Source organism: Stutzerimonas decontaminans, from assembly GCF_000661915.1.
GTDB classification, from domain to species: domain Bacteria; phylum Pseudomonadota; class Gammaproteobacteria; order Pseudomonadales; family Pseudomonadaceae; genus Stutzerimonas; species Stutzerimonas decontaminans.
Map to the genome: position 1 here is coordinate 3,038,754 of NZ_CP007509.1, position 16,587 is coordinate 3,055,340.

At 61.5% G+C, this 16,587-nt stretch carries 19 protein-coding genes; 6 read left to right on the forward strand and 13 right to left on the reverse strand.

Annotated elements, in window-relative coordinates:
- Positions 1-149: 149 nt before the first annotated feature.
- Complete coding sequence (locus UIB01_RS13875; protein WP_038661571.1) at positions 150-980, forward strand: GNAT family N-acetyltransferase; 831 nt, start codon at positions 150-152, stop codon at positions 978-980.
- Between the two features lie 22 nt (positions 981-1,002).
- Here the strand turns inward: UIB01_RS13875 and UIB01_RS23255 are convergent, their stop codons facing one another.
- The 8 genes from UIB01_RS23255 to ispF all read right to left on the reverse strand — a co-directional run bounded on the left by UIB01_RS23255 (position 1,003) and on the right by ispF (position 7,562).
- Positions 1,003-1,140, reverse strand: a complete 138-nt coding sequence (locus UIB01_RS23255; protein WP_180983584.1) for a hypothetical protein — start codon at positions 1,138-1,140, stop codon at positions 1,003-1,005.
- 551 nt (positions 1,141-1,691) lie between these two features.
- Positions 1,692-2,690: an RNA polymerase sigma factor RpoS gene (rpoS, locus tag UIB01_RS13880; RefSeq protein WP_038665781.1), complete on the reverse strand. Its 999-nt coding sequence runs from the start codon at positions 2,688-2,690 to the stop codon at positions 1,692-1,694.
- A gap of 100 nt (positions 2,691-2,790) precedes the next feature.
- Positions 2,791-3,606, reverse strand: a complete 816-nt coding sequence (locus UIB01_RS22830; protein ID WP_038665784.1) for a peptidoglycan DD-metalloendopeptidase family protein — start codon at positions 3,604-3,606, stop codon at positions 2,791-2,793.
- A gap of 67 nt (positions 3,607-3,673) precedes the next feature.
- Positions 3,674-4,609 (reverse strand): polyprenyl-phosphate transporter, encoded by a 936-nt coding sequence (locus UIB01_RS13890; protein ID WP_038661574.1) that lies wholly within the window; start codon positions 4,607-4,609, stop codon positions 3,674-3,676.
- 19 nt (positions 4,610-4,628) lie between these two features.
- Complete coding sequence (locus UIB01_RS13895; RefSeq protein ID WP_038665787.1) at positions 4,629-5,264, reverse strand: protein-L-isoaspartate(D-aspartate) O-methyltransferase; 636 nt, start codon at positions 5,262-5,264, stop codon at positions 4,629-4,631.
- Positions 5,265-5,302: 38 nt separating this feature from the next.
- Positions 5,303-6,052: a 5'/3'-nucleotidase SurE gene (gene surE / locus UIB01_RS13900; RefSeq protein ID WP_038661577.1), complete on the reverse strand. Its 750-nt coding sequence runs from the start codon at positions 6,050-6,052 to the stop codon at positions 5,303-5,305.
- Complete coding sequence (truD, locus tag UIB01_RS13905; protein ID WP_038661580.1) at positions 6,052-7,092, reverse strand: tRNA pseudouridine(13) synthase TruD; 1,041 nt, start codon at positions 7,090-7,092, stop codon at positions 6,052-6,054. Before truD ends, surE begins: the two co-directional genes overlap by 1 nt.
- On the reverse strand, positions 7,089-7,562 hold the full coding sequence (ispF, locus tag UIB01_RS13910; RefSeq protein WP_038661583.1) for a 2-C-methyl-D-erythritol 2,4-cyclodiphosphate synthase: 474 nt from the start codon (positions 7,560-7,562) through the stop codon (positions 7,089-7,091). The genes truD and ispF overlap by 4 nt, the downstream gene beginning before the upstream one ends.
- A 185-nt stretch (positions 7,563-7,747) precedes the next feature.
- Between ispF and UIB01_RS13915 the strand changes: the two genes are divergently transcribed.
- Together UIB01_RS13915 and UIB01_RS13920 are read left to right on the forward strand one after the other, a co-directional pair.
- Complete coding sequence (locus tag UIB01_RS13915) at positions 7,748-8,050, forward strand: ArsR/SmtB family transcription factor (RefSeq protein WP_038661585.1); 303 nt, start codon at positions 7,748-7,750, stop codon at positions 8,048-8,050.
- 38 nt (positions 8,051-8,088) lie between these two features.
- Complete coding sequence (locus UIB01_RS13920) at positions 8,089-9,138, forward strand: alkene reductase (RefSeq protein ID WP_038661588.1); 1,050 nt, start codon at positions 8,089-8,091, stop codon at positions 9,136-9,138.
- Between the two features lie 172 nt (positions 9,139-9,310).
- Here UIB01_RS13920 and fghA read toward each other — a convergent pair whose 3' ends face one another.
- Positions 9,311-10,156 carry an S-formylglutathione hydrolase gene (fghA, locus tag UIB01_RS13925; protein ID WP_038661592.1) on the reverse strand — a complete coding sequence of 282 codons (846 nt, stop codon included), beginning with the start codon at positions 10,154-10,156 and terminating at the stop codon, positions 9,311-9,313.
- Between the two features lie 89 nt (positions 10,157-10,245).
- Positions 10,246-11,361, reverse strand: a complete 1,116-nt coding sequence (locus UIB01_RS13930) for an S-(hydroxymethyl)glutathione dehydrogenase/class III alcohol dehydrogenase (protein WP_038661595.1) — start codon at positions 11,359-11,361, stop codon at positions 10,246-10,248.
- A gap of 172 nt (positions 11,362-11,533) precedes the next feature.
- Here UIB01_RS13930 and UIB01_RS13935 point away from each other — a divergent pair, with 172 nt between their 5' ends.
- From UIB01_RS13935 to UIB01_RS13945, 3 genes are all read left to right on the forward strand, one after another.
- The gene (locus UIB01_RS13935) at positions 11,534-12,433 is read left to right on the forward strand and encodes a LysR substrate-binding domain-containing protein (protein WP_038661598.1); all 900 of its coding nucleotides are present in this window, start codon (positions 11,534-11,536) and stop codon (positions 12,431-12,433) included.
- Between the two features lie 137 nt (positions 12,434-12,570).
- Positions 12,571-12,885 carry an HPF/RaiA family ribosome-associated protein gene (locus tag UIB01_RS13940; RefSeq protein ID WP_038661601.1) on the forward strand — a complete coding sequence of 105 codons (315 nt, stop codon included), beginning with the start codon at positions 12,571-12,573 and terminating at the stop codon, positions 12,883-12,885.
- A gap of 75 nt (positions 12,886-12,960) precedes the next feature.
- On the forward strand, positions 12,961-14,127 hold the full coding sequence (locus UIB01_RS13945; RefSeq protein WP_038661604.1) for a baeRF3 domain-containing protein: 1,167 nt from the start codon (positions 12,961-12,963) through the stop codon (positions 14,125-14,127).
- A gap of 33 nt (positions 14,128-14,160) precedes the next feature.
- Here the strand turns inward: UIB01_RS13945 and ispD are convergent, their stop codons facing one another.
- The 3 genes from ispD to eno all read right to left on the reverse strand — a co-directional run bounded on the left by ispD (position 14,161) and on the right by eno (position 16,585).
- Positions 14,161-14,877: a 2-C-methyl-D-erythritol 4-phosphate cytidylyltransferase gene (ispD, locus tag UIB01_RS13950; RefSeq protein ID WP_038661606.1), complete on the reverse strand. Its 717-nt coding sequence runs from the start codon at positions 14,875-14,877 to the stop codon at positions 14,161-14,163.
- A complete protein-coding gene (ftsB, locus tag UIB01_RS13955; protein WP_038661610.1) occupies positions 14,874-15,152 on the reverse strand; it encodes a cell division protein FtsB in 279 nt (92 codons plus the stop codon). Before ftsB ends, ispD begins: the two co-directional genes overlap by 4 nt.
- Positions 15,153-15,295: 143 nt before the next feature.
- Positions 15,296-16,585, reverse strand: coding sequence for a phosphopyruvate hydratase (eno, locus tag UIB01_RS13960; protein ID WP_038661613.1), 1,290 nt, complete (start codon positions 16,583-16,585; stop codon positions 15,296-15,298).
- Positions 16,586-16,587: the final 2 nt, after the last annotated feature.

Genomic DNA, 16,587 nt, shown 5'->3' on the forward strand with positions numbered 1-16,587 from the left:
ATTCCTGTCGTTGGAGGCGCTAAGGGTGAGAGCGCCTGGACGACGGAAAAGATGCAGCGAGCGGACAAACGGCACTGCTCACAAGCGGGAAGTTTGGTGCTGGCAAATCAAGCGCTAGACTAGCGGCCCCGAAAACAGCCCGACCGGCCATGCCTCTCGACTATTCGCCGCTTCCTCAAGCCCTGCAGCCACTGCTAGTGAGGTTCTATCGTGCCCACAACAGCCGTAACCGCGTACGCCCTGAAGCAACCTGCTGGGTGGCGCGGCGCGGCGCGATCGTGGGCGGGCTGTGCCTGACACCGGTGGCCGATGGGCATTTCCTAACAGGCTTGTTGGTCACCCCGGCGGAGCGCAACTGCGGCGTCGGCGCGCAGCTTGTCCGCGAAGTGTTGGCGTCCTGCGATGGGCCTGTCTGGCTGTTCTGCAAACCGGAGCTACTGGATTTCTATACGCGGTTGGGCTTCGTCAAGACGGACCGACTGCCGGATACGCTTGCCGACCGACTGAGCCGTTATCGACGAAGCAAGGCACTGATCGCCCTGCTCAATGACCGAAGGATGATGCCCATGCCAGCTGCAACCCTGACCATCGCCGTCGCCTGCCTGTTCGACGAACGCGGGCGCATCCTAGTGGTACGCAAACGTGGAACCCGCTTCTTCATGCTTCCCGGTGGCAAGGCCGAAGTAGGTGAAACACCACTTCAGACGCTCCAGCGTGAGCTCCACGAGGAGCTTGACCTAAGGCTCGACGAGACTAATCTGGAAGCCCTCGGGCACTTTCGGGCACCGGCGGCTAATGAGCCGGGGCACCAGGTGGAGGCGGACGTATTCATGGGTCGACTGCCCCATCCGGTGAAGGTGCAGGCAGAACTGGAAGAAATGAGCTGGCTTGAACTGGCGCCCTGCACGAGGGAAGACGTGGCGCCGCTGTTACGCAGGCATATCATGCCTGCGCTGCTGATGCGTACAGTTGAGGGCTGACCCTGATTGCTCCTGCGAGTGATCAGGGCGATATCGGATCGCTGGCTGGAAAGGTTTCTTCGATTGCTTCGTCAAGCTGATCTTCATCAGCTTCGTCCGGCTGACGGGCGACATCGTCGCGCTCTTCGCTTGGCTGGTCGTGGTGCTGATCGCCATTCATTTTTCATACTCCGCTGAGAACTGTCCCTATTAGGCTGCGGCTTGGCCACTCGGTTCAGCGGGAGTTTCTTGCGGGCAAAAAAAAGGGGCGGGGTTGACCCCGCCCGCCTCCTTCCTTGTTCCCTGTATCCCTTCTCATCTTCCTGGATGACACCGCTTCCTGCGGCGGTCCCTGACCTTCGTCCTGAAGGCCGTGCTAATCCCTGAGCACGGGTGCGATATTAATGATCGGCATGGCGACAACAAGCTGTGGCTTGCGGACGCAGCGCCGCAACGCGCGTCCTGCTCTTCGCTAAATACCGTTGCAAATCATAAGGTTATAAAAGCTCCAAAACCGAAATCGCCTGTCTCCACAGCGATATGGTTAGCTTTACTTACAACGCTTGTAAGCAAATGCGTACACGGAAACAGGACAACGACGAAAATCGACCGCGGCGGATTAAGCCGAGGGATCGACACAAATGACCAATAGGAATGGATGTGGCGAGGTGACGACCGAGGGGGAAAAGGCAATTGCCGTCGGCCCTGATAAACAGGTCCGACGACAAAATGTCACTGGAACAGCGCGTCGCTCGACAAGCCGTTACGCTCCAATATCTCGCGAAGACGTCGCAGGGCCTCAACTTGAATCTGGCGGACGCGCTCGCGGGTCAGCCCGATCTCCTGCCCTACCTCCTCCAGTGTCGAGGCTTCGTGGCCGCGCAGGCCGAAGCGCCGAATCACCACCTCGCGCTGCTTCTCGGAGAGGTCCGACAGCCATTGATCGATGCTGTTGGACAGATCATCGTCCAGCAGCAACTCACAGGGGTCGGTCGGACGATCATCGGTAAGGGTATCCAGCAGCGTCTTGTCCGTATCCGGCCCGAGCGATACGTCCACTGAGGTGACGCGCTCGTTGAGCCCCAGCATGCGCTTGACCTCACCGACCGGCTTCTCCAGCAAATTGGCGATTTCCTCAGGGCTGGGCTCATGGTCAAGCTTCTGCGTCAATTCGCGCGCCGCCCGCAGGTAGACGTTCAACTCCTTGACCACATGGATCGGCAACCGGATCGTCCGGGTCTGATTCATGATGGCCCGTTCGATGGTCTGCCGGATCCACCAGGTGGCATAGGTGGAGAAACGGAAGCCGCGCTCGGGGTCGAATTTCTCGACCGCGCGAATCAGCCCAAGATTGCCCTCCTCGACCAGATCGAGCAGCGAGAGGCCGCGGTTGACGTAACGCCGCGCGATCTTCACCACCAGGCGCAGGTTGCTTTCGATCATCCGTTTGCGCCCCGCCGGATCGCCTTTCTGCGCGAGGCGCGCGAAATGCACTTCTTCTTCGGGGGTCAGGAGGGGGGAGAAACCGATTTCGTTGAGGTACAACTGGGTTGCATCCAGAGCCCGGTTGTAGTCGATAAACTTGTGCTGTCTGGTGCTGGATGCGGCCTTTGGCCTGCCCACGGGGGCAGTCTTGGCCAGCTTGTGTTCCTGGTCGAAGTGGATGGGCGCTTCCATGAGCAGAACCGCATCGTCGACGTCAAACTCCAGCGCTTGGTCTTTAAGTGCCATTTTATTCTTGTCCTGTTCCGAGTTCGACAACAGGCCCAAGCGACGCGGGTCCTTGGCTACGCTCAAGCCTAACCTAGTGCTGGAACAGGCAGGCGACAGGTCAACGTCTTGGCAGATATTGCAGCGGGTCTACGGGTTTACCCTGGCGACGAATTTCGAAATGCAGCTTCACCCGGTCGGTTCCCGTCGATCCCATCTCGGCAATACTTTGCCCAGCCTTGACTTGTTGGCCCTCCCGCACCAGCAGCCTGCGGTTGTGTCCGTAGGCGCTTACATAGGTATCGCTGTGCTTGATGATCACAAGTTCGCCGTAACCCCGTAATCCACTGCCGGCGTACACAACAGTCCCATCAGAAGCAGCCAAGACAGGCTGTCCCAATTCCCCGGCGATATCAATTCCTTTATTCAAACTACCGTTTGACGAGAATCGACCGATGATCGTGCCATTCGCCGGCCATGCCCAGCCGCTTGCCGAACGGGTAACAGGCGTCACCTGAGTGCTCGCCGGAGGGGATGCCGGGGGCGGACTTGAAGGCGTGGTAATGGCCGGCTGACGTGGCACAGGCGTGGCGACCACCACTGGAGCGGAAGGCGCGGGCGCCGGAGTGGTTTGAGGTGCTGGTCTCGGCGCAGCGGAGGCGGCGCGCGATGAGCCGCCATCGAAACGAATCTTTTGCCCCGGATAGATCACGTGCGGCGGCTGGATGCCATTTACCCGAGCCAGCTCACGCCAATCCCAACCGAAGCGGAATGCGATAGACCAGAGCGTGTCACCTCGACGCACGATGTACTGGCCACTGGTGACGCGGTCGCGCTGATTGCGGTCGACAACCTGCACGCCTCCACCCTGCGGAGACGAGGCACAGCCAACCAGCGTTCCGGTAATCACCAGAATGCCGAGCATCGAACGGACCATGGGGTCGCGAATCCACTGCGGTACTGCTGTGAGCCTCAATGCCCGCTCCCTTTCATAGACAAGTGCGTCAGGCGCCTTCCGCCATCGGCTGACGCCGACCGGCAAACCACTCCAGCCCCAGTACCAGAACGATACCGCCGACTGCCAGCAACACCGCTGCCAGCAGCTGCGGATCCTGACCGGTGAGATCGGCATAGGCACCTGGCAGCAGGTTCTGCTGCAGCACCGGAACGTTCTCGCCGCTGGAGTTGGTGCGCCAGGTCAGCGTTTCCTTCCACGGCCAAACCTTGTTCAACGAACCCAGCATCAATCCGGTGAGAAACGCCAGGGTCAGATCGCGCCACTCCTTGAGCAACCAGCTGAGGAATTTGGCAAAGCTCAGCAGACCTACCAGGCATCCGGCAGCGAAGATCGCCATCACGCCGAGATCGAAACTCTTCACCGCCCCCAGTACCACCGGATATAGCCCCAGCAGCACCAGAATGAAGCTGCCGGAGATGCCCGGCAGGATCATCGCGCAGATGGCGATGGCGCCGGCGAAGAACAGGCTCAGGCTGCTGCTGCCCCACTGCACTGGAGCGGCTACGGTGATCCAGTAGGCAAAAGCGATACCCAGGCAGAAACTGACCAGGCGTGACAGATTACGGCGCTGTATTTCCTTGCTCACCAGGTGCACGGACACCAGGATCAAGCCGAAGAAGAAAGACCATACAGGTATCGGGTGCTCCTCCAGCAGGAAGGTAATCAACCTGGCCAGGCTGAGGACGCTGGTCAGGATGCCGGCGAACAACACCAGCAGAAAGCTGCCATTGGCGGTCTTCCACGCCTCGGCAATGCGCCCCCGCAGCAACGGGCGGACGGCATAAGGCACCGCACTGATCGAGCGCAACAACTCATCGTAGATACCGGTGATAAACGCCACGGTACCGCCCGAGACACCGGGCACCACGTCCGCCGCGCCCATGGCCATGCCTTTGGCGTACAACAACAAAGCGTTCTTCATGCTTCCTTCCGCTGAATGATCAAATCACGGGTCCATTGAGCAGCGGCACGAAACGTACGGTATCCAGAAGATGGCGCGAAAAGCCGTTCTCCTCTCGAATGATCAGCATGAGTTGCTGGACCTCGCCGGCACCCACCGGAATCACCAGACGCCCACCGGGCGCCAACTGATCGAGCAAGGCCTGCGGCACATCGGCTGCCGCTGCGGTGACGATGATGCCGTTGTAAGGCGCCAGTGCAGGCCAGCCCTCCCAACCATCGCCCCAGCGAAAGACCACATTACGCAGCTTGAGTTCGACCAAGCGCTCCTTGGCGCGGTCCTGCAACGCCTGGATGCGCTCGACCGAGAACACCCGCTCGACCAGTTGTGCCAGCACGGCGGTCTGGTAACCGGAGCCGGTGCCGATCTCGAGCACTTTGTCGAGGGGGCCGTCGGCCAGCAGCAGTTCGCTCATGCGCGCGACCATGAACGGCTGGGAAATGGTCTGGTTATGCCCAATCGGCAGCGCGGTGTCTTCATAGGCGCGGTGCGCCAGCGCTTCGTCGACGAACAGATGACGCGGCGTGCGACGAATGACTTCCAGGACCTGGGCGCTGGACAGCCCTTCCTCATAGAGGCGCTGGATCAAACGGTCACGGGTGCGCTGCGACGTCATTCCCGAGCCATGCAGCAGGCTGTCTTGTCCGCGATGTCTCACAGCACGTCCTCCAGCCAGCTCTCAAGGCCGCCAAAGGCCTCGTGAAAGGTTCGATCCAGCTGCAGTGGCGTGATCGATACGTAGCCCTGCATCACTGCATGAAAATCGGTACCCGGCCCGCCGTCTTCGACATCGCCGGCCACCGATATCCAGTAGCCTTCCTTGCCGCGCGGATTGGCTTGCTTGACCGGCGGTTTGGCGCGACTGCGATGACCGAGACGGGTGAGCCGGATGCCACGAATGTGGTCGAGCGGCAGGTTCGGCACGTTGACGCTGAGCACGGTGCGCGGCGGCAACTCGAGCTGGTCGTGCTTTTCCACCAGCAGGCGCGCGATATGCGCGGCGGTCGGCAGGTTTTCCGTCGAGCGCGAAACCAGCGAAAAAGCGAATGCGGGGCGCCCGGTAAAGCGTCCTTCAATGGCTGCGGCGACCGTCCCGGAATACAGCACGTCGTCGCCTAGATTGGCGCCCAGGTTGATGCCCGAAACCACCATCTCGGGCGTTTCCTCGAGCAATCCGTTGAGGCCCAGGTGCACGCAATCGGTGGGCGAACCGTTCAGGCCAATGAAGCCGTTCGGCATGCTTACCGGATGAAGCGGGCGGTCCAGGGTAAGGGCGCTGCTGGCGCCACTCATGTCCTGGATCGGGGCTACCACCTTGCACTCGGCATAGTCAGCCAGCGCGTCATAAAGCGCGGCGAGCCCGGGTGCATACACCCCGTCGTCGTTGGCGATCAGAATACGCATCAGATGTCCGTCTGCCCTGCCAGGCTGACCAGCTCACGCACCATGGCGGTGGCGAAGCATCCGGTCGGCAGGACGAATTCCAGTTGCAGAATGTCAGGCCCGGGATAATGCCACGACAAACCGTGGATGGGGAGGCGAAGAATGCGCCGTTCGTGCTTCATTCCTGCTTGCGCCAACCAATTGGCGATCGCGCCTCCATTTGCAGCCACTGCATCCTCGAGCGCCTGGATCTCGGCGCCCGCGGGCGAGCCGCCATCGCCCCATAATGGCCCGGTGGGATGAAGGTCGAGGATCGCCAGGCGCGGGTCGCTGCACTCCGCTTCGCCGGCGGGAAAGAAACTGCGGCTGTCGGTGAACGCCAGCAGGTCACCTACCTTCGCCTGAGCCCAGTCGCCGTCGGCAACGCGCTGGGCCAGTACGCGATTGAACAGATAGCTGCGCCCGGCCGATAGCAGACGCGAGCGCAGGTTGCGCTGCACGGGCAGTTCGCCTCTGGCGGCGAACTCGCGCGCGCCGTGCAGGTTGCCTCCTTCATAGCCGAAACGCTGCAGGCCGAAGTAGTTCGGCACACCGTGGGCCTTGATCCGCTCCAGTCGTGCATCGAGTTCGGCGTGGTCGCCCTGCAGCGCAGTCAGGCGCAGCCGGAAGCCATTGGCCGAGTGCGCGCCACGCTGCAGCTTGCGTTGATGTCGGGTGCGTTTGAGGACTGTCAGGCTGTCGTTTTCGGCGGCGGCAAGATCAGGGTCGGCCTTGCCCGGTAAATGCAGGCTGAACCACTGGCGCGTGAGCGCTTGCCGATCCTTCAACCCGGCGTAGCTGATCATCTTCAGCGGCACGCCGGCGGTGCGGGCGATGCGTTTGGCGGCTTCCTCGGTATTCAGGTTGCGCTTTTCCACCCAGAGCCAGAGGTGTTCCCCCTCCCCCGACAGCGGGATGTCCAGCACCTCGTCGACCTGGAAATCCTCCGCGACAGCCTTCAGCACCGCGCTGCCGCAGGGTTCGCCGTGGGCACGCGGCCCGAGCAGTTGGTCTTCAGTCATGCGCGGACCAGCAAGGCAACCGCGTGAACGGCGATCCCCTCCTCGCGTCCGGTGAAGCCAAGCTTTTCCGTGGTGGTAGCCTTGACGTTGACCTGGTCCAGCTCAATCTGCAGGTCATCAGCGATCAATGCACGCATGCTTTCAATGTGCGGTGCCATCTTCGGCGCCTGGGCGATGATGGTGGCGTCGACATTGCCGACCACATATCCCTTGGCCTGAACCTGAACCAGCACATGGCGCAGTAGCACACGGCTGTCGGCACCCTTGAACTGCGGGTCGGTATCCGGGAAGTGCTTGCCGATATCGCCCAGCGCCGCGGCTCCCAGCAGTGCGTCGCTCAGGGCGTGCAGCAGTACGTCACCGTCGGAATGCGCCAGCAGCCCGAACCTGTGTGGAATCCTCACACCGCCAAGCGTGATGTGATCGCCCTCGCCGAAGCGATGCACGTCGTAACCGTGGCCGATACGCATAGATGAAACACCTTGGAAAATCTAGAGGCAGCGATTCTACAGGAGCCAACCGCTGCTTGAGGGGCTCGCGCGACCGCGTCCGATCATCGACACCACCGATAAGCACCATCAGCCGAATCGATCCGATATCGCAAAATAGCGATATATAGTTCGCCTCATTCCGATATACAGCCCAGAACCATCCCATGCCGGACGATTTCGACGACATCATCAAGGCCCTAGCCCACCCGTTGCGCCGTGACATCCTGCGCTGGCTCAAGGAGCCGCAGCGGTTCTTCGCAGAACAGCACCACTCGCTGGAGAACGGCGTCTGTGCCGGACAGATCGACCAACGCGCCGGGCTGTCGCAATCAACCGTGTCGGCCCATCTGACGACCCTGCAGAAAGCGGGTTTGATTACCAGCCAGAAGGTCGGCCAGTGGCATTTCTTCAAGCGTAACGACGAGGTCATCCAGTCCTTTGTCCAGCGCATCGGCCAGAACCTCTAAGCCCTGTTTCGCACCACCAGTAAAGGAGCGGTATTGCTATGCCCACACTTTTCGACCCGATCAAGATCGGCGATCTGGAACTGAACAACCGCGTCATCATGGCGCCGCTGACGCGCTGCCGCGCAGAGCCCGGCCGCATACCCGGCGCTCTGATTGCCGAGTACTACGCCCAGCGCGCAGATGCTGGCCTGATCATCAGCGAAGCCACCTCGGTCACGCCGATGGGCGTCGGCTACCCGGACACCCCCGGCATCTGGTCGTCCGAGCAGGTTCAGGGCTGGAAGAAAGTCACCGACGCGGTGCATGCCAAAGGCGGCAAGATCGTGCTGCAGCTGTGGCATGTTGGCCGTATCTCCGATCCGATCTATCTGGATGGCCAGCTGCCAGTCGCACCGAGCGCCATCAAACCGGCCGGCCACGTCAGCCTGGTTCGCCCGATGAAGGATTACGAAACACCTCGTGCCCTGGAAACCAATGAAATCCCGGGCATCGTCGAGGCCTACCGCAAGGGGGCGGAGAACGCCAAGGAGGCTGGTTTCGACGGCGTGGAAATCCATGGCGCGAATGGCTACCTGCTCGACCAGTTCCTGCAGGACAATACCAACCAGCGCAGCGATACCTACGGTGGCTCGCTGGAAAACCGTGCGCGACTGATGCTCGAAGTAACCGATGCCGCCATTTCCGTGTGGGGCGCCGGTCGTGTCGGCGTGCATCTGGCGCCGCGTGCCGATTCCCATGACATGGGCGATTCCAACCGTGCGGAAACCTTCGGCTACGTCGCTCGCGAGCTGGGCAAGCGCGGCATCGCCTTTATCTGCACTCGCGAAAAAGCCGGTGAAGACAGCCTGGGACCGCAACTGAAAGAAATCTTCGGTGGCGTCTACATCGCCAACGAGCGCTTCACCAAAGAGCAGGCCAATGCCTGGCTGGCCGAAGGCAAGGCCGATGCGGTCGCGTTCGGGATTCCGTACATCGCCAATCCGGATCTGGTCGAGCGCCTGCGCCAGGACGCGCCGCTGAACGAGCCCAAGCCTGAGCTGTTCTACGCCCAGGGCCCGGTTGGCTATACCGATTATCCGTCGCTCTAGCTCCTTGCGACGGAAGGCCCGACCGGGAGACCGGTTGGGCCTTTTTTATTTCTGGCTAACTACTGCGCTCGTCCCCATACGCACACGGAAAACGCCGTGCCTGAAGCTGCGCCGTGTTGACGGGCAGGCGAGCCGAATCCAGCCCGTGGATGAGGCTTCGCCGTCATCCACCCTACGCTTTCAGCGCCTGCGCATGATGGCGCAGATGATCGTCGATGAAGCTGGCGATGAAGTAGTAGCTGTGGTCGTAGCCCGGCTGGATGCGCAGCGTAAGCGGGTGACCGGCCGTAGCCGCGGCTGCTTGTAACGCCTGCGGCTTGAGCTGCCCCTCCATGAAATCGTCGCGATCACCCTGATCGACCAGTATCGGCAGTTTTTCATCGGCATCGGCGATCAACACGCAGGCATCCCACTCGCGCCAGCGTGAACGATCCTCGCCCAGATAGCGGCTGAACGCCTTTTCGCCCCAGGGACAATTGAGCGGATTGGTGATCGGGGCAAAGGCCGAGACGGACCGATAACGGCCCGGATTCTTCAGCGCGCAGATCAGCGCACCGTGGCCTCCCATGGAGTGGCCGCTGATACCGCGACTATCGGAAACGGGGAAATTGGCCTCCACCAGTGCCGGCAATTCCTCGACGACATAGTCGTACATCCGATAGTGCTGCGCCCAGGGTTGCTGAGTGGCGTTTAGGTAGAAGCCGGCACCCAGGCCAAAGTCCCATGCGCCGTCGGGATCGTCCGGCACGCCTGCTCCGCGCGGGCTGGTGTCCGGCGCCACGATGATCAGACCAAGCTCGGCCGCCAGACGCAGCGCGCCGGCCTTCTGCATGAAGTTCTCGTCCGTGCAGGTCAGTCCGGACAGCCAATACAGCACCGGCAGCTTTTCGCCCTGCTCCGCCTGCGGTGGCAGGTACACGGCGAAGATCATGTCGCAGTTCAGGCTGCTGGAACGGTGACGGTAACGCTTGTGCCAGCCGCCGAAGCTCTTGTTGCTGGAAACGATTTCAAGGGTCATGAACGGGCCTCGCGCGCGGTGGAAACCGCACGGGCTCCCACCAGTCGAGGTGGATACACCATTCAGCGAAGGCGCATCCACCCATGGGATTAGAAGTGGATGACGGTACGGATGCTCTTGCCTTCATGCATCAGGTCGAACGCCTCGTTGATCTTGTCCAGCGGCAGGTTGTGGGTGATGAAGGTATCCAGCGGAATCTCGCCGCTCTGCGCCTTCTCCACGTAGCTCGGCAGCTCGGTGCGGCCCTTCACGCCGCCGAACGCCGAACCGCGCCAGACGCGCCCAGTGACCAGCTGGAACGGACGGGTGCTGATTTCCTGCCCGGCACCGGCGACACCAATGATGGTCGACTCGCCCCAACCCTTGTGGCAGCACTCCAGCGCCGCGCGCATCAGCTGCACGTTGCCGACGCACTCGAAGGAATAGTCCACGCCGCCATCGGTCATCTCGACGATGACTTCCTGGATCGGCTTGTCGTAATCCTTCGGATTGACGAAGTCGGTCGCGCCCAGCTCCTCGGCGATGGCGAACTTGCTCGGGTTGATGTCGATGGCGATGATCCGGCTGGCCTTCGCCATCTTCGCGCCGATGATCGCCGCCAGGCCGATGCCGCCCAGACCGAAGATCGCCACCGTGGCGCCCTCTTCCACCTTGGCGGTGTTGAGCACCGCGCCAATCCCGGTGGTGACGCCGCAACCCAGCAAACAGACCTTTTCCAGCGGCGCCTCTTTCGGAATCTTCGCCACCGAAACTTCAGGCAGCACGGTGTATTCGGAGAAAGTCGAACAGCCCATGTAGTGGTAGATCGGCTCGCCCTGGTAGCTGAAGCGCGTGGTGCCGTCCGGCATCAGCCCCTTGCCCTGAGTCGCGCGCACGGAGCTGCACAGGTTGGTTTTACCGGATTTGCAGAACTTGCACTCGCGGCATTCGGCGGTATACAGCGGGATCACGTGATCGCCGACGGCAACCGAGGTAACGCCTTCACCAACCGCTTCGACGATGCCCCCGCCCTCGTGACCGAGAATGCACGGAAACACACCTTCTGAGTCCTCGCCCGAGAGGGTGTACGCATCGGTATGACAGACCCCGGTGGCAACAATACGGACCAGCACTTCGCCGGCCTTGGGCGGCGCGACGTCCACTTCCACGATCTGCAGGGGCTGGTTGGGGCCGAAGGCAACGGCGGCGCGCGACTTGATGGTCATGGACATCACTCTCGATGTGACTGGGAAAGTCAGGAGTGTAATTCACGACTAAACAGGGATTAACTGACGATTCTGGAAAACATTATTGCTGCATAGGGACAATCTGCACATTCGGCGCTAGGCTTTGCCACCTCTTTCGATCAGATCTGCTCATTCGTTAACCGGAGGTGCCATGAATCGCTGGGAAGGCCTCGACGAATTCGTCGCGGTCGCAGAATGCGGCAGCTTCATGCGTGCCGCGGAGCGCCTGCGCGTCTCGTCATCCCATGTCAGCCGACAGATCGCCCGCCTCGAAGAGCGCCTGCAGGCGCGTCTGCTCTATCGCACCACCCGCCGCGTCTCGCTGACCGAGGCCGGGCATACGTTCTTTGCCCGCTGTCAGCGTTTGATCGAGGAGCGTGACGAGGCATTCCTCGCCATCAGCGATCTGCACAGTGCCCCCACCGGGTTGTTGCGCATGACCGCAGCCGTCGCCTATGGCGAGCGTTTCATCGTGCCGCTGGTGAACGAGTTCATGGCAAGACACCCGCAGCTGCGGGTCGATATCGAGCTGACCAACCGCACTCTCGATCTGGTGCAAGAGGGCTATGACCTGGCCATTCGCCTGGGCAAACTCGGCGAGTCCCGCCTAGTGGCCACGCGGATCGCGCCACGGGCCATGTACCTGTGCGCCGCACCCAGCTACCTGGAGCGCTACGGCCGACCACATACGCTATCCGAACTGGCGCGGCACAATTGCCTGATCGGTACGAGTGACGTCTGGTCTTTTCAGGTCGCAGGGCGCGAGCAGCATTTCAAGCCCAGCGGCAACTGGCGCTGCAACAGCGGCGAAGCAGTGCTGGATGCCGCACTGCGCGGCTTTGGCCTCTGCCAGCTGCCGGATTACTACGTGCAAGGCCCGCTGCAACGCGGCGAACTGGTGTCCGTGCTGGAGGCTAATCAACCACCAGATACCGCGGTCTGGGCCGTGTATCCGCAGCGACGCTATCCGCTGCCAAAGGTGCGCCTGCTCGTGGAGACACTCAAGGACGGCCTTGCCAGGCGCCACGAGTATGCAGGCAGCCCAAGCTGAACGGGACTTGAACCGCGCGTCCGAGGCCAGGCCGGAGGCGGAACCCGCCTGACTCCCCCACGTCGTACCTTGTGTAGCTGCAGCTCTTCGAGCCGTCTGAGCTGCGAAGGGTGCAGCGCTGCAATGAGGAGGAAGCCATGCAGGTTCTGGTTAACAGCAACCACAGCATCAGTGTTACCAGTGATCTTGAAGACCGGATCAAGGCGACGGTGGAAACCGAGCTCGAACGTTTCGATGATCATCTGACCCGCGTCGAGGTACATCTCAACGACCAAAACAGTAACAAGAGCGGGCCACAGGACAAGCGCTGCCAGATGGAAGCGCGAGTCAAGGGTCACGACCCCATTTCGGCTACACACAAAGCCGAGACGCTGGACCTGGCAATCAATGGTGCAGCGGAGAAGCTGAACCACGCGCTGGGTCATGCCCTAGACAAGCTCAACCGCCATTGACCTGACCTCGATGGCCATTGAGTGTGCCATCGACATTTTTGCGAGGGACCGAACCACCGCTACTGGAGGCCACGCATGAACCGACTGCTCGATCGCGAAACTCTTACCAAGCTGCTGGCAAAACGCGACGGGCCCTGCCTGTCCGTCTATCAGCCCACTCACCGCAGCTTTCCGGAACGTCAGCAAGACCCGATCCGCTTCAAACACCTGGTCAGGCAACTGGAAGACGCCCTCAAGCAACAAGGGCACGGCGACCAAGCATCTGCTCTGCTCGCGCCGCTCTACGCACTGATCGACAACAACGATTTCTGGAACCACAACCTCGACGGGCTCGCCGCCTTTGCCGCGAAGGACTACTTTCAGGTCTATCGACTGCAACGCAGCGTGCCGGAGATGGCCGTAGCCAACTCGCGCATGCACCTCAAGCCGCTGGTGCGCATCGCGCAATCGGCTGATCGTTACCAAATTCTTTGCCTGTCGCGTGACTCGGTCCGCCTATTTGAAGGTAACCGTGACGCGCTCGATGAGGTGAAGCTCAACGAGGCCGTGCCGAGGACGCTTGCCGATGCCCTGGGCAGTGACCTCACCGAGAAAGGCCAGAGTGGCTTCCCACAGGGCTATAGTCGCGCCAGTGAACGTGGCGATCCAATGCAGGTGGAGGCTGGCGGCAGCGGCAAGCAGGCCGAAATCGATCGTGATCGCGATCGCTATTTCCGCGAGGTTGACCGGGCCATCCTAGAGCATCACTCCAAGCCTTCTGGCCTGCCACTGATCCTCGCTGCCCTGCCAGAGCAACAGCCGCATTTTCGCCGCCTCAGCCATAACCCGAACCTGCTGCCTGAAGGCATCGAAATGGGTCAGCACGCACTCAGCATCGAAGAGTTGCGGAGCAAAAGCTGGATGGTGATGCAACCGCGCTATCTCAAGCGCCTAGAAGGGCTGCTCGACCAGTTCGGCGCATCCCATGGCCAGGGCCTGGCCTCCGACCACCTGGACCACATAGGCCAGGCTACACGGCAGGGCCGGGTGGCCACGCTGCTGGTGGAGGCCGAGCGGCGGATTCCGGGACACGTCGATAAAAATGATGGAACGGCGACACCTGCATCAGAGGGCGACGTCAATACCCCCGACCTGCTCGATGAGCTGACGATCTGGACGCTTGAGCAAGGCGGAGACGTGGTCGTGGTGCCAACCGAACGCATGCCCACCGCCACGGGAGCGGCAGCGATCTATCGGTTCTGATGGAGCATGCGGGCAGGCAACCCCTGCCCGCTTTCAATGCGAGCGACCGGCACTCCAACGCTGCGCCAGCCATTCGAGATCTTCGGGCCGTGTGACCTTCAGATTGTCGGCCCGCCCTTCAATCACCTTCGGCAAGTGTCCGGCCCATTCCAGCGCCGAGGCCTCGTCAGTAACCAGCACGCCTGCCTCGAGCGCCGCTTCGAGGGCACTGCGCAACATACCCAGCCGGAACATCTGCGGCGTGAACGCCTGCCAGATGACACTGCGATCAACCGTTTCGATGACCCGACCGTCCGGCCCGACCCGCTTCAGCGTGTCCCGGGCAGGCACAGCCAGCAGGCCGCCAACCGGGTCGTCGGCCAGTTCGGTCAGGAGTTTGTCCAGGTCAGCACGCGCAAGATTGGGGCGTGCCGCATCATGCACCAGCACCCAGTCATGCTCATTCGCGCCTAGTTCACCAAGCTGCCGCAAACCGTTGAGGACCGAATCACAGCGCTCTCGGCCACCCGGCGCACGCTGGATCCGACCGTCGTTTGCATAGCGCAGATTCGGCCAGTAGGGATCATCAGAGGCGATACAGACCGCTACCCCAGCTAGCGCGGGGTGATCGAGAAAGCAATCGAGGGTGTGTTCGATGATGCTGCGTCCGCCCAACTGTAGGTATTGTTTCGGGCGGTCGGCACGCATGCGGCTGCCAACTCCGGCAGCGGGGATGACGACCCAGAAGGCGGGCTGTGTGCGGACGATCATTCGATCAGCTGATAGAGGGTCTCGCCCTCTTTGACCATGCCGAGCTCCTGGCGGGCACGTTCTTCGACGGTCTCCATGCCCTGCTTCAGCTCCCGGACCTCGGCCTCGAGGATCCGGTTACGCTCCAAAAGCCGTTCGTTTTCACCCTGCTGATCGGCAATTTGCTTGTTCAGGCTGCTGACTTGCGCCAGGCTGCCTTCGCCCACCCACAGGCGGTACTGCAGACCGCCAAGAAGCAGTAGCAGTACGACGAACAACCAGTAAGGGCGACGCATAGCGGGCATGAAACGACTTCGGCTGTAGTTCAGGTATTAGCAAACACCGGGGTATTCGCGTACGACCGGCAATTGGCGGGATGCACAGTACCGATTGAAACAAAAAAGGGCGACTCGCGCCGCCCTTTTTTAAATGCCGCGGATCAGCCGCGGAATTCGGCACGGCCCTTGTAGGGTGCCTTGCCGGCCAGCTGCTCTTCGATACGCAGCAGCTGGTTGTACTTCGACACGCGGTCCGAGCGGCACAGCGAACCGGTCTTGATCTGACCAGCGGCAGTACCCACAGCCAGGTCGGCAATGGTGCTGTCTTCGGTCTCACCGGAACGGTGCGAAATCACCGCGGTATAACCGGCGGCCTTGGCCATCTGGATGGCTTCCAACGTTTCGGTCAGCGAGCCGATCTGGTTGAACTTGATCAGGATCGAGTTACCGATCTTCTCGTCGATGCCGCGCTTGAGGATCTTGGTGTTGGTAACGAACAGGTCGTCACCGACTAGCTGGACCTTATCGCCGATCTTGTCGGTCAGCACCTTCCAGCCAGCCCAGTCGGACTCGTCCATACCGTCTTCGATGGAGATGATCGGATAGCGCTGGCTCAGACCGGCCAGGTAGTCGGCAAATCCGGTCGCGTCAAACACCTTGCCTTCGCCTGCCAGGTCGTACTTGCCGTCCTTGAAGAACTCGGAGGAAGCGCAATCCAGAGCCAGGGTGACGTCGTCGCCCAGCTTGTAGCCGGCATTGGCCACAGCTTCGGCGATAGCGGCAAGGGCGTCCTCGTTGGAAGCCAGGTTAGGTGCGAAACCACCCTCATCACCCACGGAGGTACTCAGACCACGAGCCTTCAGCACGGCCTTCAGATGATGGAAGATCTCCGCGCCCATGCGCAGCGCGTCGGCGAAGGTCTTGGCGCCGACCGGCTGGACCATGAATTCCTGGATGTCGACGTTGTTGTCGGCATGCTCGCCGCCGTTGATGATGTTCATCATCGGTACCGGCATGGAGTAGACGCCCGGAGTGCCGTTCAGGTCGGCAATGTGCGCGTACAGCGGCACGCCCTTCGCCTGAGCAGCAGCCTTGGCAGCGGCCAGGGATACGGCGAGGATGGCATTGGCACCCAGCTTGCCCTTGTTCTCCGTACCGTCAAGCTCGATCATCGCCTGATCCAGCGCCTTCTGATCGAGCGGATCCTTGCCCAACAGCAGGTCACGGATCGGGCCGTTTACGTTGGCCACGGCGGTCAGTACGCCCTTGCCCAGGTAACGGCTCTTGTCGCCATCGCGCAGTTCCAGAGCCTCGCGGGAACCGGTGGATGCACCGGACGGCGCGCAGGCGCTACCGATGATGCCGTTGTCCAGGATCACGTCGGCTTCCACGGTGGGGTTACCACGGGAATCGAGAACCTCACGCCCCTTGATGTCGACGATCTTTGCCATTG